The sequence below is a fragment of the Aeromonas bivalvium genome (assembly GCF_046078285.1).
GTDB lineage: Bacteria > Pseudomonadota > Gammaproteobacteria > Enterobacterales > Aeromonadaceae > Aeromonas > Aeromonas bivalvium.
This window is the reverse complement of the sequence record NZ_JBGXBV010000006.1, coordinates 152,487-175,585: the sequence shown is the minus strand read 5'-3', so window position 1 is coordinate 175,585 and position 23,099 is coordinate 152,487. Positions and strand designations below refer to the sequence as shown.

The window sequence follows — 23,099 nt, the reverse complement described above, 5'->3', positions numbered from 1 at the left end:
CGATGTTTTGGCCGGAGCCGGTGACGGTGCAGGGACCCTCCCCTCGTCATCCCGACAAGAAGCAGTGTTGCCGCCCGACATCCCTTGCCGGGCACCCTCTTTTCCATGCCGGCCAAGGCCGGTCCAGATACAAGGACCCTATGCGCATGTCCGAACCGACAGCCCTGAGTCTCATTCCCCCCGTGGTCGTGCTGGCACTGGCCATCTGGTTGCGCCGCCCCATTCTCTCCCTCATCGTCGGTACCGTCTCGGGCCTGCTGCTGCTCAGCGCCAACCCGTTCGATGCCCTCAACACCTTCGCCGAGGTCTCCCTGCGCACCATGCAGGATGAGACCATCGGCTGGCTGATCCTGGTGTGCGGCAGTTTTGGCTCCCTCATCGCCCTGCTGGTTCGCACCGGCGGCGCCATGGCATTCGGCCAGCAGGCCCTCAGGCTGGCCAAGGGGCCTCGCTCCTCCCTGTTCATGACCTTCGTGCTGGGTCTGGTCATCTTCATCGATGACTACCTCAACGCCCTGACCGTGGGGGAGACCATGAAGCGGGTCACGGATCGCTTCAAGGTCTCCCGGGAGATGCTGGCCTATGTGGTGGACTCCACCGCCGCCCCTGTCTGCGTGCTGGTGCCCCTCTCCACCTGGGCCGTCTTCTTCGGCGGCCTGCTGGAGAACAACGGCGTGGCCGCCACAGGCCAGGGGATCGGCGTCTACTTCCAGGCCATTCCCTACATGCTCTACGCCTGGCTGGCGGTGCTCATGGTGCTGCTGGTGATCCTGGGGGTGGTGCCGGCCATGGGCCCCATGAAGCGGGCCGAACTGCGGGCCCGGCACGGCAGCGTCGGCGCCATGCGGGTGAGCGACGGCGAGCTGGCCCAGGACGCCGAGCTGACCCCGGACAGCTATGCGGTCAAGTCCATCGAGGAGGAGTTCGCCCAGGCCGATCGCGGTGGCAAGCTGCACAACTTCCTGGTGCCCATGGCCATGCTGGTCGGCTTCACCGTCTACTTCGACATCGACATCTGGAAGGGCTTGCTGGTCACCCTGCTGCTGACCATCCCCTACTACCAGGCCCAGCGCCTGATGCCCCTGGCGGAGATGATGGAGCAGATGATAGACGGCTTCAAAACCATGCTGCCCGCCATCGGCACCGTCATCGCCGCCTTCGTGTTCAAGGACGTGTGCGATCAGTTGCAGCTGCCCCAATACGTGATCAACAGCCTGACGCCCTACATGACGCCCCAGCTGCTGCCCGCCGTGGTGTTCGTCTCCATGGCGGTACTGGCGTTTGCCACCGGCTCCTCCTGGGGGATCTTCGCGGTCACCATTCCCATCGTCATGCCCCTGGCCCATTCGGTCGGCGCCGACATCCCCCTGGTGATAGGGGCCCTGCTCTCCGCCTCCTCGTTTGGCAGTCAGGCCTGCTTCTACAGCGACTCCACCGTGCTGGCCGCCCAGGGCTCGGGCTGCGATCTGGTGAGCCATGCGGTGACCCAGCTGCCCTACGCCCTGCTGACCGCCGCCATGGCGTTTGTTGGCTTCATCATCATCGCCTGATTGCAGGCGGGCCCTGTGCCCACCTCTCCAGGTAATTGATAGTTGGGCACTAATGGCGAACAAGGTGTTGATTGTGCTGAAAATGTCCCATAGCGGCCAACTTTTCGGCAAACGACACCAAAAGTGATATTTGCAGCCGGAGGGCGGCTTGACACCCGCGCCCCGGCTCTTTAATATGCGCCTCGTCTCGACGAGACAGGCAATTCCTCCTTAGTTCAGTCGGTAGAACGGCGGACTGTTAATCCGTATGTCACTGGTTCAAGTCCAGTAGGAGGAGCCAATTCCCTCGTAGTTCAGTCGGTAGAACGGCGGACTGTTAATCCGTATGTCACAGGTTCAAGTCCTGTCGAGGGAGCCATCTTCTAAAGCCCGGCCTTTTGGCTGGGCTTTTTCGTTTTTGGACGCTGCTCCCCGGCTCCGCCCCCCTATATGGTCTTGACCCTTCGCCACTGCGTGGTCTCATGCAGATCCTGGTTACTATGATTGGTTCGACCCTGGCCCCCCGGCCCGGGCATGATCAAGGAGCCATCATGTCACACCCGGAATCACTGGCGAGCCGCCTGCATGCCCTGGCGCTCTGCGACGCCGCCTTTCCCGACCTGCACGCCCTCGACAAGGCGGCACGGACCCGCGCCATCTATGGGATTTTCCACAGGGTCGCCAGCACTGCTGGACTCGGGCAGGAGGACATAGTTGACGACCTGGCCCCCCTCCTCACCCTGATGGAGTCTCCCTGCCTGACCCGGCAAGGGGGGCTCTGCCCCTTGCTGGCCAGTCATTACAATCTCTATCTCGGCACCCTGCTGGAGCTGGGGGACCGGCACCATCCAGAGATCATCGGCCAGATTGAGGAGGCTCTGGCCCTGCGCACTCACGGGCTCTATCTGGTCACCGAGCTGGGTTGTGGCAACAATGCCATGAGCATGGCAACCGAAGCCCGCTACGACAGGGCCACTGACAGTTTTATCCTCCACACGCCCCATCGGCATGCCGCCAAGTTCATGCCCTACATCGCCCTGGAAGGGCAACCCAAGAGCAGCGTGGTAATGGCCAGATTGTGGGTCGGCGAGCAGGACTGCGGCATTCATCCCTTTCTGGTGCCCTGCCGGGATGCCCGTGGCGCACTGTGCCAGGGGGTCAGCGTCTCTGATCCGGACGTGCTCGATCTCCCCTACTTCGACGTGGTGGATCACGCCATCATCACCTTCGAGCGGGTGAGGCTCCCCCGCTGGGCATGGCTCAAGGGTCATGAGCACGACATCAGTACAGGGGGCATCTTTCACTCTCGTCTTGCCAGTCAGCGCGAGATCTTCTTCAGTTCCCTGCGCCGCGTCGACTGGGGCAAGTTGGTGCTGACTGCCTCCCTGATCCCCGGCTTGAAACTGAGCCTGGCCCTCGCCATCCAGTACGCCGTGCAGCGCCCGTTGCACGCCCACAACGGGCGGGTCATACCGCTGGCGCACCATGCCCTGCACCGCCGGATACTCACTCGTGCCTATGTGACGGGGCTGGCCGCCATGGCGCTGTATGAGGGGATAAAGCAGCGACATTTGCCGGATGGACGGCACTGCCCCCGCTTTCCGACCGACGCCGGCATGGTCAAGGCCATCGCCGTCGAACTGATGCGAGAGTCTCTGCAACATTGCATGGCTCGTTGCGGTGCCCAGGGGAAATTCCTGCGAAATCGCATCGCTCCTACCCTGCAACTGTGCGATCTGGTGGGTACCGCCGAGGGAGACAGCATGCCCGTCCTGATGAAGGTGGCAAAGGATATGCTGGCCTGGCCTGATGCCTCCCTGGATGACGGCACACCCCTGGGCCAACTGCTGCTGCGGATGCGCCGACAGATGAGTCAGCAACTGGCCGATGCAACGGACAAGCTGGCCACCTGGCACGACCTCGGCTGCGAAGCGGCCCGCCTCGGCTGGCTTGCTGGTAACCTGGAAGCCTTGCGTTACCTGGGGGGCAGGGACGACATCCGCACCGCCTGGCGGGAGCAGCTCATGCTCGATTATGCCCCCCAGCTCCTGCACCACGGGCTATGCAGCCCCGCCGAGATTGCCGCCCTGCCCGCACAGCAGGAAGCCAGCCTGGATCTTGTCTGGGCCCGTCACGCCGCCCGCGTGCCAGACGAGTTTGACGTTCGTGACCTCATGGCCGCGACGCCCTTGGGCAGCCCGGATCTGGCTTCGGCCTGGTTTGCCCTGGCGCCGTCCCTGCGTGATCCCCTGCCAGAACGTTAAGTCATGAGGCCGGCAGGCCGTCCCTCAGATCCCGGTGCCTGAATCACCCCAAGCCCGGCCATCGGCCGGGCTCTTTCCCCCTGCCCCAGCGCGGGGCAAGGGTGTTCGCCTCCCGCACCTGTCTCCCGCTGTGCTCGCCCCTTGCCGCCATGGCCCATCGCCACAAGATGGCGCAGGCTTACCCTCTCTGGGGTACCAGTCTGGTGCGCCTTGCCTTGGCCCTTGCTGACATAAAAGTCATCCATATGATTTTTCGATAAAAAATCACTGACATCGGCCTTCGTAGCGACTCAGTTGACTGGCACAGCCCTTGCAATTCCTGATCTCAGGGACGTCACAAGGAGTTGCCTATGCTACCCATCAAGCCGCCCGGACCCGGTTGCTACGACGAGATGTTGCTCGCCGACAACCAGTTTCGCGATCACTACCACGCCTATCTGGCGTGGCTGCACCAAACCGACGAGAAGAGCATAGAACGCAAGCGTGAGGAGGCCGATCTGCTGTTTCACCGGGTCGGCATCACCTTCAACGTCTATGGGGACGGGGACGGCGCCGAGCGTCTCATCCCGTTCGACAGCATTCCCCGCATCATCCCCGCCCGGGAGTGGCAGCATCTGGACAAGGGGATCCGCCAGCGCGTCACCGCCCTCAACGCCTTCCTGCACGACATCTATCACGATCAGCGCATCCTGAAGGCGGGGGTGATCCCGCCCGCCCAGATCCTCACCAACGCCCAGTACCAGCCCTGCATGCAGGGGGTCGACCTGCACCGCAATACCTATGTCCATATCACAGGTGTGGACATCATCCGCAACCACGACGGTGAGTACTATGTGCTGGAGGACAACCTGCGCACCCCCTCCGGGGTCTCCTACATGCTGGAGAACCGCAAGATGATGATGCGCCTCTTCCCGGAGCTGTTTCACAACCAGCCCATCGCCCCGGTGGAGCGCTACCCGGCCCTGTTACTGCAGACCCTGCGCGAGAGCAGCCCGGTGGACAACCCCTGCGTGGTGGTGATGACACCAGGACGCTTCAACAGCGCCTACTTCGAGCACAGCTTCCTCGCCCAGCAGATGGGGGTGGAGCTGGTGGAGAGCGCGGATCTCGTGGTCAAGGATGGTCAGGTGCTGATGCGCACCACCACTGGGCTGAAAAGGGTGGATGTCATCTATCGCCGCATCGACGACGACTACCTGGATCCCCTCGCCTTCAACCCGGACTCCCTCATCGGCGTGCCCGGCCTGCTCTCTGTCTACCGCGCTGGCGGCGTGGTGCTGGCCAATGCCATCGGCACCGGGGTGGCGGATGACAAGTCCATCTACCCCTATGTGCCTGAGATGATCCGCTTCTATCTGGGCGAGGAGCCCATCCTCAACAACGTCCCCACCTGGCAGTGCCGGGAACCCGATGCCCTGGCCTATGTGCTGGCGCACCTGGAGGAGCTGGTGGTCAAGGAGGTCCATGGCGCCGGCGGCTACGGCATGCTGATCGGCCCTTGCGCCAGCCGCGAGGAGCTGGCCCGTTTTCGCGAGCTGCTCAAGGCGCGCCCCGACAACTACATCGCCCAGCCGACGCTATCCCTCTCCACCTGCCCCACCTTCGTCGAGGCGGGCATCGCCCCCCGCCACATCGACCTGCGTCCCTTCGTCCTCACCGGGCAGGAGCTTCGTCTGGTGCCGGGTGGCCTGACCCGGGTCGCCCTCACCGAAGGCTCCCTGGTGGTCAACTCCTCACAGGGCGGCGGCACCAAGGACACCTGGGTCATGGAGGGCAACCCATGCTGAGCCGCACCGCAAGCGAACTCTACTGGATGTCCCGCCACCTGGAGCGGGCGGAGAACACGGCCCGCATGCTGGACGTCACCCAGACCATGTCGCTGATGCCCTCCATCGACGCCGATCACAGCGAGCTGGTGGCCCCTCTCACTATCAGCGGCACCCACGAGCCCTTCCTGGCCCGCTACGGCCAGGTGAACATGGAGAACCTGCTGCAATTTTTCTGCTTCGACGAGGAGAACCCGAGCAGCATCTTCAGCTGCCTGCGCATGGCCAGGGACAATGCCCACGGGGTGCGCGGCAAGATCCCGGGAGAGGTGTGGGAGAGCATCAACGCCGCCTGGATAGAGATCCGCAGGCGCCGCAAGGCGGGGCTCTCCAGCGGCCAGGCCCAGGAGTTCTTCGACTGGATCAAGGAGCGCTCCCATCAGTTTCGCGGCGCCACCTATGGCACCATGATGCGCGGGGACGTGCTCTGGTTCCTGCGCCTTGGCACCTTCATCGAGCGGGCCGACAACACGGCGCGCATCCTGACCGTGAAGTATCAGGTGATCCGGGAGGACGAGGACAGCGTGCGCGAGTTCTACCGCTGGAACGCCCTGCTGCGCTCGGTGGGGGCCTACGAGGCGCACCAGACCCTCTACAAGACCCTCTCCCACGCCTCCATCGCCGAGCTGCTGATCCTGCGCAACGAGGTGCCGCGCTCCCTGCGCGCCTGCCTCGACGAGATGGAGCACATCCTGGCCCAGATCGAGGGCAACGCCGGCCAGGCGCCCCGGCGCCTCACCACCATACTCAACGCCCATCTGACCTATGGCACCATCGAGGATGTGTTCGCCCTCGGCATGCAGGCGTACCTGAGGGATTTCCTCGGCGACATCGGCGCCATCGGCCAGAGCATCCACGCCGCCTACCTGGAGGTATTATGAGACTCATCATCGATCACCAGACCCGCTACCACTATGCCGACGTGGTGCGCCGCAGTACCCAGTACCTGCGCCTGACTCCCCACAGCACGGCCCGCCAGCAGATCCTCTCCTGGCAGCTGGAGCTGCCTGGGGAGGCCACCTGCACCACGGACGGTTACGGCAACATATTGCACGTGCTGAGCCTGGAGTCCCCCCACGAGGGGATCCTCATCCGCGCCCACGGCGAGGTGGAGATCCGCGACGACGCCCAGGACGATGAGGAGCACTCCCTCATCTCCCCCCTGAGCTACCTGAGGCCCACCGCCCTCACCTGCCCAAGCGAGGCCCTGCGCGCCCTGGCGCAGGAGTGTCTGCCCTCCGAGCCCACCCAGGCCGACCTGCAGGGGCTGATGGCACGCATCCTGGCGCTGATGCCCTATCAGCCCGGCAGCACGGACGCCACCTTCAGCGCCGACGAGGCCCTCGCCTCGGGCAGCGGCGTCTGCCAGGACCACACCCATGTGTTCCTGGCCTGCTGCCGCCATGCCGGCCTGCCGGCCAGGTACGTGAGCGGTTACCTCTACAGCCAGGACAGCAGCCACGTGGCGATGCACGCCTGGGCCGAGGTGTGGATCGAGGAACGCTGGCACACCTTCGACGTGACCAACCTCACCTGCTCCGCCAGCGAGCACCTCAAGCTGGCGGTCGGCATGGATTATCTGGATGCCTGCCCGGTGCGCGGGGTGCGCTACGGTGGCGGCTGCGAGCAGTTGCAGAGCCAGGCGCGGGTCACCCGCCTGGATGGGCAGCAGCAATGAGGGCCCGAAAAGCGCTGGCGGGAGGGCGGCCATGACCTATTGCGTCGCCATGTGCCTGCAAGATGGCATCGTCTTCGCCTCAGACTCGCGCACCAATGCGGGGGTGGACCACATCGCCACCTTCCGCAAGCTGCACCTCTTCACCCAGGAGGACAGGGTGCTGGTGCTGCAAAGCGCCGGCAATCTGGCCACCACCCAGAGCGTCATCAGCCTGCTGACACAGGGGCAGGAGCTGCTTGCCCTCCCCAGCCTCTACGAGGTCGCGGCCCTCATCGGCCAGACCATACGCACCGTCATCAGCCGGGATGGGGGCCAGCAGCAGGGGCATGTCAACTTCGGCTGCAACATACTGCTGGGGGGGCAGATCCGGGGGGAGCGCCACCGCCTGTTCCACATCTATCCGGAGGGCAACTTCATCGAGGCGAGCGCCGACACCCCCTACTTCCAGATTGGGGAGAGCAAGTACGGCAAGCCCATCATAGATCGCATCATCCAGTACGAGACGCCGCTTCAGACCGCATTGCAGTGCGCCCTCATCTCCATCGACTCGACCCTGCGCAGCAACCTCTCGGTGGGCTTGCCCCTGGACACCCTGGTCTATCCCGAAGGGAGCTTCTCGGCGGCACACCTGCACCGCATCACGGAGCAGAATCCCCACTTCCTGGCCCTGCGCAAGGCCTGGGGCGAGGGGTTGCAGCGGCTGTTTCGAGATCTCCCCCCCTTCCCATTCTGAGCGGACGGGGAAGCGCCATGGCGCTTTCCCGCCCCCCTCTTTCCAGATATTCTGGCTGCCATTCGCTTCCCTCTCGATGGAGTCCCCATGCGCCGCTTCAACGTCATGCTCAACGGCAGCCGGTTGATGATGTTCCCCTTCTATGTCTGCATCCTTGTCTGCGTCGCCCTCCTGATGGTGAAGTTCGCCATGCAGCTCTATGTGCTGTGCCGCGACATCATCAAGATCGACTATCTGGATCTCATCACAGGGGTGCTCACCCTGGTGGACTTCGTGCTGGTGGCCCAGATGCTGATCCTGGTGGCCATCTGCGGCTATGTGCAGTTCATCAAGACCCCGGAGCAGCGGGCGGCCCTGGGGGACAACTGGCTCAGCAAGATCAACTTCGCCTCCTTGAAGCTCATCGTCATCAACTCCCTGGTGACCATCGCCGGGATCGAGGTGCTCAAGGCCTTCCTGGAAGACGGCACCGGCAACGAGATAGAGATGAAGTGGTCTGTGATCGTGTTTCTCGCCTTCTCCACCGCCGCCCTCATCTACGCCATCACGGAGCGGCTGGCGGATCACAAGTGACCCGGGCCTGATTTCATTCAGGATCTATTCATCAACGACCGAATTGATAACTCTTTTCATTACCCTTACCCCATTGTAAACTTGCTCGCCCCGGGCTGAACTGCCCGGGTGCTGGAGCACCTATGACAAGCCTTTCCCTCTCACCGCGACACCTCTGGCAATGGCTGGCCTATCACCATCAGGCCGCCGAGGGCTCCCTCTACCTGATGTTCTTCTCCGGCCTGCTGCTGTGGGAACCCCTGACCCCGGTCTGGTCCCTGGCGCGCTGGAACCTGTTTCTCCATGTGATGCTCTCGCTCTCCCTCTTTCCCCTGCTGTTTGGCGCCTTCTGGCTCTCCCATCGCAACCTGCTGAACAAGAGCCGCAGACCTTTCTTGCGCACCACGGGGCGCATCATCGAAGCCCTGCTGCTGGTCTGTCTGGCCAGCGGATTGCTGCTGGTGCTGCACGGCACCCCGGGGGATAGCCTCGGCAACCTTGCCAGCTGGGCCCATTGGCTCAGCGCCCTGTTGCTGACGCCCCTGGTGCTGCGTCACGCCTGGCGCTGGACCATCTTGAAATGGCGCACCTGATCTTATGTTGAAGTGGTTGTTCTCCCTGATGCTCACCGCCCTGCTGCTGGGGAGCGCCTCGGCCCAGGAGATGGGCGCGGCCATGATCCCCTATGACGAGGGCGACACTCCTCACCTGCTGGTGGCCAACCAGGGCGCCGGCTCGGTCACCCTGCTTGAACGCCAGAGCGGCAAGCGACTGAAAGAGGTGCAGCTGGGGGGCGATCTGCGCCAGCTTGCCCGGGCAGACGACGGCACCCTGCTGGTCACCGACTACAGCGGCGATCGCCTGCTGCTGCTGGATGATGATCTCGCTCTGGAAAAGGCGATCCCCACCGGCCATCGCCCTTATGGGGTCATCTTCGATCCCAAGCGGCAGTGGTTCTGGGTCACCCTGTTCGAGGGGGGCCGCCTTCAGGCCTATGACAGCGCGGGCAAGCTCCAGCTGGATGCAGAAACGGCCGAGACTCCGCGTGGACTGGCATTGACGGACGACGATCGCCTGCTGCTCACCCACGCCATGACAGGCCAGCTCGCCATCTATGATCTTGCCAAGCTTGAGAAGGGCGCTACCCTCCCCAAGCCCAAGCTCATCACCCTGGCGGAAACCCACAGCGACACCCCGAGCGACTCCCAGGGATTGCCGCGCCTGCTGGACGGCATCGCCCTCTCCCCCGATGGCAGCGAAGCCTGGCTGCCCCACGTGCTCTGGAGTTTCGACCACCCCTTCCAGTTCCAGAGCACCGTCTTCCCGGCGGTCTCCATCATAGATCTCGATGAAGAGAAGGAGCGGGTCGATGAAAGAAAACAGCTCTTCTTGCAGATCAATCTGCCCAGCGTCGGCAACCGCAGCCAGATCGTCTCCAACCCGTTCGCGGCGCGCTTCGCCGCCGACGGCAAGCGGGTCTACCTGACCCTGGCGGGTTCCGAGGACTTGCTGGTGTTCGACCTGTCGCGCAGCGGCAAATCCAACAGCAACCGTCACAGACGCAAGAAATTCCAGGGGGGCGCCAAGGCAACCCAGCTGCTGCGTCACCTGCCGGGCCAGAATCCGCGCGATCTGCTGATCGATGGCGACCATATCCTGGTGCACAACGTCATGGGGCAGGATCTCACCCGCCTGAGCACCGGCGGCAGTGGCCCCTTCGCCCGGGTGACCGTGGATGTGCCCCACTTCGCCAAACTGGTGGAGACGGATCCCCGCCCCGAAGCGCTTCAGCGCGGCGAGCGGTTGTTCAACCTGGGCAACACTGCCGCCAACAGCCGCTTCCCCATGGCGGGGGACAACTGGATGAGCTGCAACTCCTGCCATCTGGACGGGTTCAACTTCACCAACCGCCATCTGATGGCGGCCCATCGCCAGCAGAGCGGCGACAACGCCATCAACGGCCACGCCAACCTCACCAACATGGTGGCGGGAGATTTTGTCGGCGAGTACCTGCGCATGACCCAGCAGACCCAGGGTGGCATGGGCCACGACACCCGGGATGGGGCCGAGCCTGTGGATCCCGCGAGGCCCCAACCGGAAGTGAAGGCGATGATGGAGGATCTGCACGCCTTTGTGACCGCCGATGGCAACCTCCCCTATCTCGCCAACTGGCTCAGGCTCGATGCCCCGCGCAGGGATCCCGCCAAGGCGCCGACCACTCACCCGAAAGAGTGGCTCAACTCCGCCTCCTGCCAGAACTGCCACCAACAGGCGTTTGCGGACTGGAGCGAGAGCAACCACCGGCTGATGGGCAACTCCCACCCCTACTACAAGGTGGTGCAGGCCCTGGCCCGGGAAACCGAAGGGGAGGCCTTCGGCCAGTGGTGCCAGGGCTGCCACATGCCCCAGCAGGTGCTGACCGGCCAGCAGGATCTGCCCAAGGGCTCCCACATGTTCGAGCAGGGCGGCGCCTCGCTCATTGCCGCCCACCAGGCGGGCGAGCCCGTGGTGGAGGAAGGGACCGGCTGCGTGCTCTGCCATCGCATCACAAGGCTCGAGGATGCCGGCGGCAACAGCGCCTTCACGGTGAATTTGAAAGACCGCGAGAGCTATGTGTTCGAGGATGCCCCGGGGGGCAGCGTCCGCCACTGGCTGGCCGAGCGGCAGATCAATGCCCGTCCCGCCATGCACAAGGCCTCCTACCAGAAGGATTTCTACCGGGACGCGGCCCTGTGCAAGTCCTGCCACAACGAGTTTGCCCCGGGCACAGGCGCCAACATCGTCAACACCTGGGACGAGTGGGAAAGCTCCAGCTTCGCGAACGCCGAGGATCCCGCCAGGCGGCGCACCTGTATCGACTGCCATATGAACCCGGAGCCCGGCAATGGCGGCGCACCGGTGGCGGGCCAGTCCACCGAGAACGGCACCATGAAGGCGCGGCTCTATCGCCACAACTTCACCGGCGCCCAGCACCAGCTGGTGGGGCTGCGCAATCCCGCGCTTGAGCAGGAGAGCCTGGCGCTCTTGCGCTCAAGCGCGACCCTCTCGGCCCGTATCGAAGGGGCTGCCGATAATCAGCAACTGGTGGTGCGGGTCGCCAATACAGGCGCGGGCCACTCCCTGCCCACCGGGGTTGCGGATTTTCGTGAACTCTGGCTGGAGCTGACCGTCACCGACGCCAGCGGCAAAGTGGTGCTTGCAAGCGGCCAGCCGGTGGACGGCGCTGTCCCTGAGGATGCGCGCCTGTTCAGAAAGGTGTTCGGCGATGCCGAAGGCAAGCCGGTGGGGCTCAAGTTCTGGCGCTACGCCAAGCTCTTGGAAGATACCCGCATTCCGGCCGATGGCTGGCGCGATGAAGCCTGGCCGCTGCCTGCGGATGCCAAGGGCCCCTTCAAGGCCGATATCAGACTCAATTTTCGCACCTACCCCAAGTGGGTCAATGATGCGGTGCGCGCCGCCGAGCCGAGCTTGCCGGAGCCACCCATAGTGCAGCTAAATCGGTTGCAACTTACCTTGCAGCCTCTCCCCATCACGCCCGCTACGGAGCCTCAATCCTGATGTTTGCAAGTTTTCTCATTACCCTGCGCGAGGGGCTGGAAGCCTTCCTGCTGGTCGGCATCTGCCTCTCCTACCTCGCCAAGCTGGGGGCGAGCCGCTACAACAAATTCATCTATCTGGGGGTGGGGCTTGGCCTTGTCGCCTCCCTTATTGTCGCCTTCCTGTTCCAGGTGGTGGTGAGCCAGTTCGAGAGCGAGCGCTACAACCACCTGCTGATGGCGGGGATCCTGATTTTCGCCACCCTGGTGCTCACCTATATGGCAATCTGGATGCAGAAGCAGGCCAAATCCCAGGTGGGGGCCATGACGGCGCGCATCGATGCCGCCATAGACGGTGGCAACCTGTTTGGTCTGGTGCTGCTCGCCTTCCTGGCGGTGATGCGGGAAGGCTTTGAAACCGTGCTCTTCTTCTCCGCCCTGGTCTACTCAGGGCAAGGGGTGGACCTGCACCAGGGACTGATGGGGGCGCTGGCGGGGCTGCTGGTCTCCGTGGTGCTGGTGTGGGGGCTGCTGCGTTCCACCCGCAAGGTGGCGCTGGCCCCCTTCTTCCGCTGGACCGGGCTGCTCATCATCATCATCGCCGCGGGGCTGCTGTCGTCCGCCGTCAACATGTTGCAGGCGGCGGACGTCATCACCTTCTGGACGACGCCGGTGTTCAACATCAGCCACATCCTCGACGATCAGGGGGTCTTCGGCACCTTCCTGCGCGCCCTGTTTGGCTACAACGCCTCGCCTGCCGGCCTGCAGCTGCTGACCTGGGCCGCCTATCTGGCCATCTTCGTCACCCTCTGGCATCGCAGCTATCGCCCTCGGGCGCAGGGATAAAGCCGCCTCGGTTGCAACCCCATTCGGGGGCCGCGCCCTGGCGCGGCTCCCTTATCCATCAAGCAGTGTCGGAACACTCATGAGCGACAACAACAAGAAGAAGATTGCGGTACTGGGTGCCGGTCCCGCCGGTCTGATGGCCGCCTGGCGCCTCTGCCAGGCCGGTTTTGCGGTCACCCTGTTCGAACAGGAGCCGGTCGTCGGCGGTATGTGCGCCACCCAGACCTTCAAGGGGCGCGATGGTGACTATCGCTTCGACTACGGCGGTCACCGCTTCATCACCAAGAACCCCGAGCTGCTCGCCTTTATCGACGAGCTGATGGGGGACGATCTGCTCCACGCGATGCGAAAGAGCGTGATCCGCTTTGGCGGGCGCACCTATGACTACCCCCTGAATCTGCCGAACCTGCTCAAGACCGCCCCCCTGCCGCTGATGGCCGGGGCGGTGAAGGATCTGGTGCTGTTGCCCTTTGCCAAGAAGCCCACCGATTTTGCCAAGGCGAGCTTTGCCGAGTGGATCCAGAGCCACTTCGGTCGCACCCTCTACCGCCAGTTCTTCGAGGGTTACACGGCCAAGCTGTGGGGCATCAACCCTGACCGTCTCTCCGCCGACTGGGCCGGCCAGCGCATCAGCCTGATCGACCTCAAAGACGTGGCGCGCCGCCTGCTGCCAAGACGCAACGGCAGCATGTCGGTGCGCACCTATGCCCGCAAGTACCGCTACCCCAAATATGGCTTCGGCCAGATCTTCACCACTCTGGGGGAGCGGCTGGTGGCCGAAGGGGTCGAGCTCAAGACCGGCGCCACCATCACCCGCCTCGAGCAGGCTGATGGCCGCATCGAGCGGGTCTATTGGTCACAAGATAACGTTGAGCAGAGCGAATCCTTTGATCAGGTGATCTCCACCCTGCCGCTGCCGCTCACCTGCCAGCATCTGGGCTTGCCGTGCGATCTGCACTACCGCTCCTTGCGTTTCGTCAATATGCCCCTCAAACAGGAGAATCTGTCGGACAACACCTGGCAGTACCTCTCAGACCCCCATATTCTGGCCACCCGTCTGCAGGAGCCGCGTCGGCGCAGCCCCTTTATGGCGCCAGAAGGCCAGAGCTCGGTGATGCTGGAGATCCCCTGCAACCCGGGAGATGCCACCTGGCAGGCGCCGCTCGCCGATCTGCGCGGCCGGGTGACAGAGGATCTCGCGAGCCTCGGGGTGGATACCGCCAAGCTTGGCGATGAAACATTTGAAGCGCGCAGCGAGTACGCCTATCCGCTGATGGATCTCGGCTATCAGGCCCGCCGCAACGAGGCCATCCAGGCGCTGATGCCGATAGCCAACCTCATCATGACCGGCCGTCAGGGGACATTTCGCTACATCTTCACCGACACCGCCATGGAGATGGGGATGATGGCCGCCGACATGGTGATCGACGGGGTGGACAGACGCCACGCCATCTATAACCATCGCAACGAAAATACCGTCATCGAGACCCAGAGCGTGGCGTGATGGCCGCGCCATTAACAAACAAGGAGAACAGGATGACCATACGCCCGGGTTTATTTGCCCTCACCCTGCTGCTGGCCCTCAGCGGACTGACCCTCAGCGAACAAGCGCAGGCTTACTCCTACGCCGCCGCCGGCAAGGAGCCGCTGATCGACGCCCGCGAGGCGCTGCTGGGCGCCGCCACTGACGGCAAGGATGCCAGCGCCACCTTGAGCGAGATTGCCGACGAGCTGACCTATCTGGAACAGCACCACAAGGTCGAACTGCAAGCGCCCCTGGCCGCCGCCATCAAGGCCAAAGACGCGGCAGCCACCGCCGCCCTGCTCAACCGCGCCTACAAGGCGGAGATCGAGCGCCGCCTGGAAGGGGCGGCTCAGAACCTTGGCGACTACCAAACCGCCAAGGTGCTGGTGGTCAAGAGCAAGCGCTTCCTCGATTTGATCCTCCCCTCCCTCAATGAAGGGGAGCGCAAGGCCGCCGATCAGGCGCTGGCCAGGGTGCTCGATGCCATCGGCAACCCGGGGGTGTTCGGGGTGGGTGCCAAACCTGCCGATGCCGCCGCCTTTAGCGATGCCGAAAAAGCGCTGATGGCCGTGCTGGCGCCGCTTTGATGGCCGCCAGCCTATCATTGCGCCATCTCGCTGTGGCAAACGGTGGGTTTCGCTTCGCTCTACCCACCCTACGCACTTTGATTAGCTCCCATCGATGACGACGGCCCCCCTCATCCCCGACCCTTCTCCCGCAAGGGGAGAAGGGGGGCGTCACCACGGCCGATTACGCTTCGCCAATCGACCCTACTTGCTGATCCTGCTGCAACTGGCCTGGCTCGGCTGGTTGCTGGCCTTCCCGGTGGCGCTGGATTCCGACGATGCCCTCAACTTTGCCCACGGGGTAACGCGCTTCAGCGTGCTGGAGTTCTCCCCCCACTTTCCGGGCTACCCCGCCTTTATCTGGCTGGCGCGGCTCATCAATCTCGCGGTAGACGACCCGGCCCGCGCGGTGCAGTGGGCCAGCCTGCTCGGCACAGCGCTGATAGCGCCCCTCGCTGCCTGGCTGGCGGTGAAACTATGGCAACGGCCAAGCCTGCTGGCGCCGGTCTGGCTGCTGGTATTGGCCCTGCCGCTCGCCCCGACCCTGGCGCTCTCCGGCCTGTCCGACGGGCCTGCGCTGGCCGCCTGGCTCGGGGCTCTCTTGGCCTTGCTGCATCGCAAAGCGGCGCTGGCGGGTCTCTTGCTCGGCCTCATGCTGGCGCTGCGTCCCTCCTACTTCATGCTGGCCCTGCTGCCCCTTTGGCTGGGGATGGCGCAGAAGGGAACGCGCTTAAGGTTTGTGCTCCCCATCACCCTGGTGGGGCTTATCAGCCTGCTCTTTGTCTGGCAAGCCGATGGCTGGGCCTATTTTGCCGAGGGGCGGCGCTTTACCGACGGCCACTTCACCCTCTGGGGCAACACGGCGGCGGCCCACGGGGATCGGCTGCTGAGCTGGGCGCGCACCTTCAATGATCAGCTCACCCCGCTCTGGCCCCTATTGATGGGGGCCTTGCTCCTGCTGCCGCTCTGGCCAAGATCAAAAGACCAAGCAGCCGCCCTCTCCCCGCTCTGGTCCCTCTACTGGCTCGCCCTGCTGCTCTGGACCCTGTTTGGCCAGAACCCCGACAATCCCCGCCATCTGGCCCCCATCACCCTGCTCGGCATAGTGCTGCTGGCGGGCAGGCTGCCCCGATGGGGCGAGCGCCCTGCCATGCTGGGGGCCCTCTTGCTGCTCTGCACCACACTCACAGCGCCAGCGCCGCCCGCCATGGTGCAGGCCGCCCGGTTGGCCGAACGGACCTGTCCGGCCCTGGTGACCCAGTGGGGAGTGAGACTGCTGCGGGAAACCACGGCCCTGCCGGTCACCGATGGCTGGTATCAGGGGGATGCCGCCCTTGCGCTCACCCAGGGGGCCTGCCGCCTCAGCCGCCGCCCCATAGCGCAGAGCGAGATGCCGCTCCCCCACCAGGGGCACTGGTTTGCCCCCCGCTTTGGCGCCGAGCCCGGCCTCTGGCTCGCCATCCCCCGCTGATCCCTGCCCCGACGACCTGACCCAAACGCGTCATGTTGTCACAGGGTTCGGCTACACTCACTGCCGATGAAGGTGGCAGGGAGAGGATGAATGAAGGCAGACAAGGAGTGGGTACTGGCGCCCCTGGTGCTGACGCTGGCCAGCGCCCTGTTGGTGCTGCCGCTCTGGCTGCAGGGGGGCACTCAGGGGCACGACCTGTTTCACCACCTGCTCTCGGGCCACTATTTCGGCCGCCAGCTGTGGCAGGGGGAGCTCTATCCCCGCTGGCTGATGGCCATGAATGGCGGCTTTGGCAGCCCCACCTTCTTCTTTTATCCCCCGCTCCCCTATTACGTCAGTGCCCTGTTTGCCGGCCCTGAGGCCCCCGCCCGCCACGCCATCTACCCCCTGCTCGGCAGCGCCACCCTGGCCCTGCTGCTCTCGGGCGCGTTCGCCTATCTGTGGCTGCGCAGGGCAAGCGGGCCCGGGCGGGCCCTGGCTGCCAGCCTGCTCTATCTGGTCCTGCCCTATCACGTCACCATGGATCTCTACGCCCGTTTCGCCCTGGCGGAGTTCTGGGCCTTCGCCTGGGCGCCGCTGATCCTGCTTGGCCAGGATCTCGCCCATCGCGGCCAACGCCAGGGGTTGCCCCTGCTGATCCTGGGGCTGGCGCTGCTGGCCTTCTCCCACCTCCCCAGCCTGCTGCTGGTGATGGGGTTGGTCAGCGTGCGCGCCCTCTGGTTCGCCTGGCTCGCCCGCTCCCTGGCCCCCTGCTGGCTTGCCCTGGGGGCCCTGGGGCTGGGGCTTTGCATGGCGGGCGCCCTGCTGCTGCCCGCCCTGGCGGATCAGGATGCCATCTCCATGGAGCTGATGCGCAGCGGCATGTTCGACTTTCGCCGCAACTTCCTCGACCGTCTGCCCCAGGGGCTGGAGGACTGGCGCTTTCGCGGCCACCTGGGCTGGTTCACCCTGCTGACCCTGGCACTGCTGCTGGTGGCCTGGGGCAGTGCCAGAGGCCGCAGCCAGGCGGAGATCTCCTGCTGGGGCGCCATTGGCCTGGGTGCCTGCCTGATGATGCTGCCCCCAAGCCAGCCCCTCTGGACCCTGCTGCCTCCCCTGCAACTGGTGCAATTCCCCTGGCGGCTCAACCTGATCCTGCTCCTGGCGACCGTGGCCCTGGTGGCCCAAGTGCCCCCCTCCCCCGGGCCCTGGCGCTGGCTCTGGTGGGGCCTGCTCGCCCTGACCCTGGCCTCTTCCCTCGTCTATGTACGCCACGCCCCCCTCACCCAGGCGCCGGATCTGCGCCAGGTCGATGCCTTGTTTGCCGGCAAGCGCAGCGCCCGGGAGTACCGTCCCCAGCAGACCCCAAGGGGCGCCTTCAGCCCGAGCCAGCTCGCCTGGCAGGGGGCGTTTCAGGCCCCCATCACCACGGAGCAACCCGGGGTGAGCTGGACCCTGGTGCGCTGGCAACCCAGGCAACTGGCGCTGGTGGTGACGGCGCCCCAGCCCGCCAAGCTCATCTTGCACCAATATGACTACCCCGGCTGGCAGGCCAGCCTGGACGACGCCCTGCCCCTGACGGTGAGCGCCAACGACCATGGCCTGCTGCAACTCTGGGTGCCTGCCGGCCAGCACAGCCTCACCCTGACCCTGGCGGCGCGCTGGCCGGAGCGCGCAGGCAATACTCTCTCCCTGCTCGGCTGGCTTGCCTGGCTCTGGCTGATCTGGAGCCCCACTCGGCAAAGAGCCCCCGGGCAGGATGCACCTGATCGCGCCCGCCAAACCTGATAGACTCAGCACCTGCCCCTTAACCCGGCCTTGCCCACGACTCGGACACCCTATGCCTCAAACGCCCCTCTCGCCGCGCTTTCTGTTTATCCTGCTCGGCGCCCTCGCCGGTCTCACGCCGCTCGCGGTGGACATGTATCTGCCCGCCATCCCGGCCATAGCACGGGATCTGGCCACCAGCATCGACGGTGCCCAGCTCACCATCAGCGCCTTCCTCGGCGGCTTTGCCCTCGGCCAGCTGTTCTACGGGCCGCTCGCCGACAGCTTTGGCAGAAAGCCGGTGATCCTGGCGGGTCTGGTGATGTTTGCCGTGGCCTCCGTGGGCTGCGCCATGGCCGACTCCCTGCCGGAGCTGCTGGCCTGGCGCATGTTGCAGGCCGCAGGGGGCGCGGCGGGATCCGTGGTGGTCAATGCCCTGCTGCGAGACCTGTTCGAGAAGGATGCGTTTTCCCGGGCCATGTCCTTCGTCATCCTGGTGATGACGCTGGCTCCCCTGGTGGCCCCCGTGGTGGGGGGCTACATCAGCGCCCACAGTGACTGGCGGGTGATCTTCTGGCTGCTGGTGGCCATCAGCCTGCTCATCTGCCTGGTGATGCAGTGGAAGATACAGGAGACCCTCAAGCCCGAACTGCGCCAGCCCCTGCGCCTGGGGCAGATCCTGCGCAACTACTGGGGCGTGCTCTCCCATCGCGGTGCCATGGGCTATGTGCTGTGCGGCTCCCTGTCGAGCTCGGGCATGTTCGCCTTCCTGAGCGCCTCTCCTTATGTCTATATCGAGTATTTCAAGGTGCCGACCGAGCATTACGGCTGGCTGTTTGGCCTCAATATCCTGCTGATGATGGTGGTCACCTTCGTCAACAGCCGCCTGGTGAAGGGGGTGGGCGCCGAGCGCATGTTGCAGTACGGCCTGACGGTGCTGCCCCTGGCGGGCCTGCTGCTCATCTACAACGCCTGGAGCCAGACCGGGGGCCTGTGGGGCATCGTCATCCCTGTGGTGCTCTTCGTCGGTCACATCAGCCTGGTGGGGGCCAACGCCATGACGGGGCTGCTCGGCCACTTCCCCCAGGCGGCGGGCACCGCCTCGGCGCTGGCGGGCACCCTTCGCTTTGGCCTCGGCGCCCTGGTCGGGGTGCTGGTCAACCTCAATCCCCCGGAATCGCCGCTGCCCATGGCCCTCGCCATCGCGGGGTGCGGCCTGGGCTCGACCCTCTGCTACTGGCTGCTCACCGGCAAGCGCGCCGCCTGATCCCCGTGCCCATCAAAGAGAAAGCCCTGTCCATGGACAGGGCTTTTTGCATCGAGGCGCAGGCCTCAGTCATCGGCCTGCAATCCGCTGCGCGCCAGGATCTCGCTCTCCAGCCCATCCAGGCTTCGCTGGTTCCTCTTGCGCCAGTAGGCCTCTATCCCCTCCCGCCCCTGGCGGATCGACCAGTTGGCGAGATCCTCCCTGTCCCCCTGATAGTCAAACAGGGGCACCGACATGCCGCAGGAGGCCTGCACCTTGTCTATTTCCAGCAAAAAGAGTTGCCGGGCCGCGACGCTTGGGGGGAACAGTGCCAGTAGGGACGGCCACTCGGGGTCACCCTGGTGCAGCACCCTGGCCCGGCCATAGGCACGCAGGATCAGGGGCGCGCCCTCGAAGGCGCAGAACATCACCGTCATGCGCGGGTGTTGCAGCACATGGGCGGCGGATTCGTTGCCGCTGCCGGTCAGGTTGAGCCAGGCCAGGGTATTGGGGCCCAGGATCCGCAGGGAATCCCCGCCCTTGGGGGAGAGGTTGACCGATCCCTCCGCGGCCGCAGTGCCGACAAAATAGATCTTCTGCGCCTCGATGAAGGCCACATGGCGCGGTGAGAGCGCCTCGAACACTTGTCCCATCTATCCTTCCTTGACGATTGCCATTGTGCTCAGAACAGGGCGCTGTTGAGCCACAAATGCGCCCCTATGCTGACCATATAGCCCAGCAGGATGGCGGGCAACCACTTGAGGTGGCCGAAGAAGGTATACATGCCGTGGGCCTGTCCCATCAGGGCCACCCCGGCGGCGGAGCCGATGGAGAGCAGACTGCCCCCCACCCCGGCGGTCAGGGTCACCAGCAGCCACTGGCCCAGGGCCATGTCCGGGTTCATCGACAGCACGGCGAACATCACAGGTATGTTGTCGACCACGGCGGAGAGCACGCCGATGGCGACGTTGGCCAGGGTCGGATCGCCGCCGTCATAGAGGAAGTGGGACGCCAGCTCCAGATACCCCATAAAGCCCAGACCGCCGACGCACATCACCACCCCATAGAAGAAGAGCAGTGTGTCCCACTCCGCCTTGGCCACCTTGTTGAACACATCGAACGGCACTATGGAGCCCATGCGCTGCAGGCGCGCATGGTCGCCGTTGCGCTCGTAGAGGGCGCGCTTGCGGGCCAGGGATCGTGGCAAGGTCTTTCGCAGGTAGAAGCCGAAAAATTGCAGGTAACCCAGCCCCATCATCATGCCGAGCACGGGGGGCAGGTGCAGGAAGTTGTGGCAGGCCACCGCGGTGCCTATGGTGAGGATGAAGAGCAGCACTATGGTGCGGGCCCCGCGCTTGAGCTCCACCACCTCGTTCAGGGCATTGGGGGCACGGCGCGGCACCATCAGGCTCATCAGGGTGGCGGGCACCAGGAAGTTGAGCAGGGAGGGCACGAAGAGCACCAGGAACTGGCCAAACTGCACCTTGCCCGCCTGCCACACCATCAGGGTGGTGATGTCGCCGAAGGGGCTGAAGGCGCCGCCGGCGTTGGCCGCCACGACGATGTTGATGCAGGCCAGATTGACGAAGCGGCGATCCCCGTTGGCCACCTTGAGCACCACGGCGCACATCAACAGCGCCGTGGTGAGGTTGTCCGCCACCGGGGAGATGAAGAAGGCCAGCAACCCGGTGAGCCAGAACAGGGTGCGCAGGCCAAAGCCCGATCGCACCAGCCAGGCGCGCAGGGCATCGAACAGCAGCCTGTCCTCCATGGCGTTGATATAGGTCATGGCCACCAGCAGGAACAGCATCAACTCGGCGTATTCCAGCAGGTTGTGGCGAAACGCGTCATGGGCCAGGGTGCTGAGTCCCTGATCCGCATAGACGATGCCAATCAGTATCCATATGATGCCCGCCGCGATCAGCACGGGTTTGGATTTGCGCAGTTGCAGATACTCTTCGGCCATCACCAGGGCATAGGCGAAGACGAAGATACCAAGGGCAAACCAGCCGACCCCGGCACCGGTCAGGGGGATGCTGCCGCTACTGGCGAAGCTGGTGGAGGAGAAAAAGGTGAGCCCAAGCAGGGCGGCAAGGCGTAAGGTTCCAGACATACATGCTCTTCCTTTGAGAAGCGTCTGGCATCGATGCTAGCAGCTGATACAAAAATAAATTGTATCTATATCAAGCTTTTCGGCATTTCTTGCCAGAAAACAGGTCCGGGCTTGCGCCCGGCACGCCAGCGCGCCCCCGTCGGGGCGAAGAGCCGGGTTATTTCTTGCCAAATCCGGACTGCTTGAGGGTGTGGCCCGCCTTGTTATGCCAGGCGTCGAGGCCACTGCGGTTGTTGCCCGCCACCAGGCTCGCGGCCAGGCTAGGGCTGTTGAACAGCTGATCGGCGCTGAACACGAAGCCCCCTTCGGCGCGAGGGGTTAGCACCCCCTTGGCCAGCAGCTCCTGGCGCAGCTCGATCACCGCTTCGCGCAACGAGGCCGCATCCTCGCCGTTGGCGGTGGATCCCGCCAGCACCATGAAGCCGGGATTCTGCCGCTTGCCCACCGGATAGCCGTGGGCCTCTGCCCCCTTGCCGCCGAAATGATAGAGCTCCCGCTCCCCCGGCTTAGTGTCGGAGAGGGCCTTTTGCAGGGTCATCAGCTCGTTGTAGATATCGATGGGGACCACGGCAGCCTGCTTGGCGCCCTTGCTGTCGACGATAAAACTGACTTGCTTGTGTAACATCCTTGCTCATCCTGTGACCCATGGAAGGCCCTATTCTAACCACCACTGGCGAGCGGGATCCAGCCAGGATCCCCATCCCTTTTGCAGGCGCGATCACTAACTGGCATAGTGACTGACATTGTGAAAGCCATTGACCATCAAACGGTTATTCCATGCTAAGCCTGCGCAACCTCAGTAAACGCTTCGCCAACGGCGGCGAGACGCTCCCCCTGTTTGAGGGGCTGGATCTCACCCTCACCCCGGGGGAAACCTGCCTGCTGCTGGGGCAAAGCGGCTGTGGCAAGTCCACCCTGCTCAACCTCATCGCCGGTCTCATCGCCCCGGACGAGGGGGAGATCTGGCTGGGAGAGACCCGCCTCGACACCCTGCCGGCAGACGAGCGGGCCCGCCTGCGCGGCCGGCATTTTGGCATCGTCTATCAGGATTTCAACCTGCTGCCGACCCTGACCGTGGCCGAGAACCTCGCCCTGCCCCTTCAGATAAACAACCTGCCCCAGGACGATGGGCGCCTCGATGCCCTGCTCGCGCGCCTTGGCATGAGCCACAAGCGCCACGCCTGGCCGGAGCAGCTCTCCGGCGGCCAGCGCCAGCGGGTGGCCCTGGCCCGTGCCCTCATTCATCAGCCCCGTTGGCTGCTCGCCGACGAACCCACCGGGAGTCTTGATGAACACAACGCCGAGCAGGTGATGGCCCTGATGATGAGCGCGGTGCGCGATACCGGCGCCGGCCTCTTGCTGGTGAGCCACAACCCGGGTTATGGCGACCTGGCGGATCGGGTGCTGCGCCTGGAAGGGGGGCAGCTGGTCGAGCTCAAGGGGCGCCGCCATGGCTGACCTCTGCCAC

Annotated in this window: 19 protein-coding genes and 2 tRNA genes; 18 read left to right on the top strand and 3 right to left on the bottom strand. The window is 64.6% G+C overall.

The window, feature by feature from the left end; genetic code table 11:
- Nucleotides 1-146: 146 nt before the first annotated feature.
- The 17 genes from ACEUCR_RS15060 (at nucleotide 147) to ACEUCR_RS14980 (ending at nucleotide 19,539) form a co-directional block, all read left to right on the top strand.
- Nucleotides 147-1,550 carry a Na+/H+ antiporter NhaC family protein gene (locus ACEUCR_RS15060; protein WP_408791183.1) on the top strand — a complete coding sequence of 468 codons (1,404 nt, stop codon included), beginning with the start codon at nucleotides 147-149 and terminating at the stop codon, nucleotides 1,548-1,550.
- Between the two features lie 204 nt (nucleotides 1,551-1,754).
- Nucleotides 1,755-1,830 (top strand) — tRNA-Asn (locus tag ACEUCR_RS15055).
- 2 nt (nucleotides 1,831-1,832) lie between these two features.
- Nucleotides 1,833-1,908 (top strand) — tRNA-Asn (locus ACEUCR_RS15050).
- Nucleotides 1,909-2,080: 172 nt separating this feature from the next.
- Nucleotides 2,081-3,793, top strand: coding sequence for an acyl-CoA dehydrogenase family protein (locus ACEUCR_RS15045; RefSeq protein ID WP_408791180.1), 1,713 nt, complete (start codon nucleotides 2,081-2,083; stop codon nucleotides 3,791-3,793).
- A gap of 350 nt (nucleotides 3,794-4,143) precedes the next feature.
- Nucleotides 4,144-5,580, top strand: coding sequence for a circularly permuted type 2 ATP-grasp protein (locus tag ACEUCR_RS15040; protein WP_408791177.1), 1,437 nt, complete (start codon nucleotides 4,144-4,146; stop codon nucleotides 5,578-5,580).
- Nucleotides 5,574-6,500: an alpha-E domain-containing protein gene (locus tag ACEUCR_RS15035; RefSeq protein WP_041998740.1), complete on the top strand. Its 927-nt coding sequence runs from the start codon at nucleotides 5,574-5,576 to the stop codon at nucleotides 6,498-6,500. Before ACEUCR_RS15040 ends, ACEUCR_RS15035 begins: the two co-directional genes overlap by 7 nt.
- Nucleotides 6,497-7,297: a transglutaminase family protein gene (locus tag ACEUCR_RS15030; protein ID WP_408791174.1), complete on the top strand. Its 801-nt coding sequence runs from the start codon at nucleotides 6,497-6,499 to the stop codon at nucleotides 7,295-7,297. The genes ACEUCR_RS15035 and ACEUCR_RS15030 overlap by 4 nt, the downstream gene beginning before the upstream one ends.
- Before the next feature lie 31 nt (nucleotides 7,298-7,328).
- Nucleotides 7,329-8,030 (top strand): peptidase, encoded by a 702-nt coding sequence (locus tag ACEUCR_RS15025; RefSeq protein WP_408791171.1) that lies wholly within the window; start codon nucleotides 7,329-7,331, stop codon nucleotides 8,028-8,030.
- A gap of 87 nt (nucleotides 8,031-8,117) precedes the next feature.
- Nucleotides 8,118-8,603 (top strand): YqhA family protein, encoded by a 486-nt coding sequence (locus ACEUCR_RS15020; RefSeq protein ID WP_041998750.1) that lies wholly within the window; start codon nucleotides 8,118-8,120, stop codon nucleotides 8,601-8,603.
- Nucleotides 8,604-8,725: 122 nt separating this feature from the next.
- Complete coding sequence (locus ACEUCR_RS15015) at nucleotides 8,726-9,175, top strand: hypothetical protein (RefSeq protein ID WP_408791169.1); 450 nt, start codon at nucleotides 8,726-8,728, stop codon at nucleotides 9,173-9,175.
- 4 nt (nucleotides 9,176-9,179) lie between these two features.
- Nucleotides 9,180-12,140, top strand: coding sequence for a YncE family protein (locus tag ACEUCR_RS15010; RefSeq protein WP_408791166.1), 2,961 nt, complete (start codon nucleotides 9,180-9,182; stop codon nucleotides 12,138-12,140).
- A complete protein-coding gene (locus ACEUCR_RS15005; protein WP_408791163.1) occupies nucleotides 12,140-12,964 on the top strand; it encodes an FTR1 family iron permease in 825 nt (274 codons plus the stop codon). The genes ACEUCR_RS15010 and ACEUCR_RS15005 overlap by 1 nt, the downstream gene beginning before the upstream one ends.
- 79 nt (nucleotides 12,965-13,043) lie before the next feature.
- The gene (locus ACEUCR_RS15000) at nucleotides 13,044-14,468 is read left to right on the top strand and encodes an NAD(P)/FAD-dependent oxidoreductase (protein ID WP_408791160.1); all 1,425 of its coding nucleotides are present in this window, start codon (nucleotides 13,044-13,046) and stop codon (nucleotides 14,466-14,468) included.
- A 32-nt stretch (nucleotides 14,469-14,500) separates the two neighbouring features.
- A complete protein-coding gene (locus tag ACEUCR_RS14995) occupies nucleotides 14,501-15,076 on the top strand; it encodes a hypothetical protein (RefSeq protein WP_408791158.1) in 576 nt (191 codons plus the stop codon).
- 187 nt (nucleotides 15,077-15,263) lie between these two features.
- Complete coding sequence (locus tag ACEUCR_RS14990; protein WP_408791225.1) at nucleotides 15,264-16,526, top strand: hypothetical protein; 1,263 nt, start codon at nucleotides 15,264-15,266, stop codon at nucleotides 16,524-16,526.
- A 90-nt stretch (nucleotides 16,527-16,616) separates the two neighbouring features.
- Entirely contained in the window at nucleotides 16,617-18,293 is a 1,677-nt protein-coding gene (locus tag ACEUCR_RS14985; RefSeq protein WP_408791155.1) for a hypothetical protein, read from the top strand.
- Nucleotides 18,294-18,345: 52 nt separating this feature from the next.
- A complete protein-coding gene (locus ACEUCR_RS14980) occupies nucleotides 18,346-19,539 on the top strand; it encodes a Bcr/CflA family multidrug efflux MFS transporter (protein ID WP_041998774.1) in 1,194 nt (397 codons plus the stop codon).
- A 65-nt stretch (nucleotides 19,540-19,604) separates the two neighbouring features.
- Here ACEUCR_RS14980 and ACEUCR_RS14975 read toward each other — a convergent pair whose 3' ends face one another.
- The 3 genes from ACEUCR_RS14975 to ACEUCR_RS14965 all read right to left on the bottom strand — a co-directional run bounded on the left by ACEUCR_RS14975 (nucleotide 19,605) and on the right by ACEUCR_RS14965 (nucleotide 22,256).
- A complete protein-coding gene (locus ACEUCR_RS14975; protein WP_408791152.1) occupies nucleotides 19,605-20,171 on the bottom strand; it encodes a pyridoxamine 5'-phosphate oxidase family protein in 567 nt (188 codons plus the stop codon).
- Nucleotides 20,172-20,200: 29 nt separating this feature from the next.
- The gene (gene nhaD, locus ACEUCR_RS14970; RefSeq protein WP_041998778.1) at nucleotides 20,201-21,631 is read right to left on the bottom strand and encodes a sodium:proton antiporter NhaD; all 1,431 of its coding nucleotides are present in this window, start codon (nucleotides 21,629-21,631) and stop codon (nucleotides 20,201-20,203) included.
- A 157-nt stretch (nucleotides 21,632-21,788) separates the two neighbouring features.
- Nucleotides 21,789-22,256 (bottom strand): DUF4357 domain-containing protein, encoded by a 468-nt coding sequence (locus tag ACEUCR_RS14965; RefSeq protein WP_041998781.1) that lies wholly within the window; start codon nucleotides 22,254-22,256, stop codon nucleotides 21,789-21,791.
- 152 nt (nucleotides 22,257-22,408) lie between these two features.
- Here ACEUCR_RS14965 and ACEUCR_RS14960 point away from each other — a divergent pair, with 152 nt between their 5' ends.
- Nucleotides 22,409-23,089, top strand: coding sequence for an ABC transporter ATP-binding protein (locus ACEUCR_RS14960; protein ID WP_408791149.1), 681 nt, complete (start codon nucleotides 22,409-22,411; stop codon nucleotides 23,087-23,089).
- Nucleotides 23,090-23,099 lie beyond the last annotated feature (10 nt).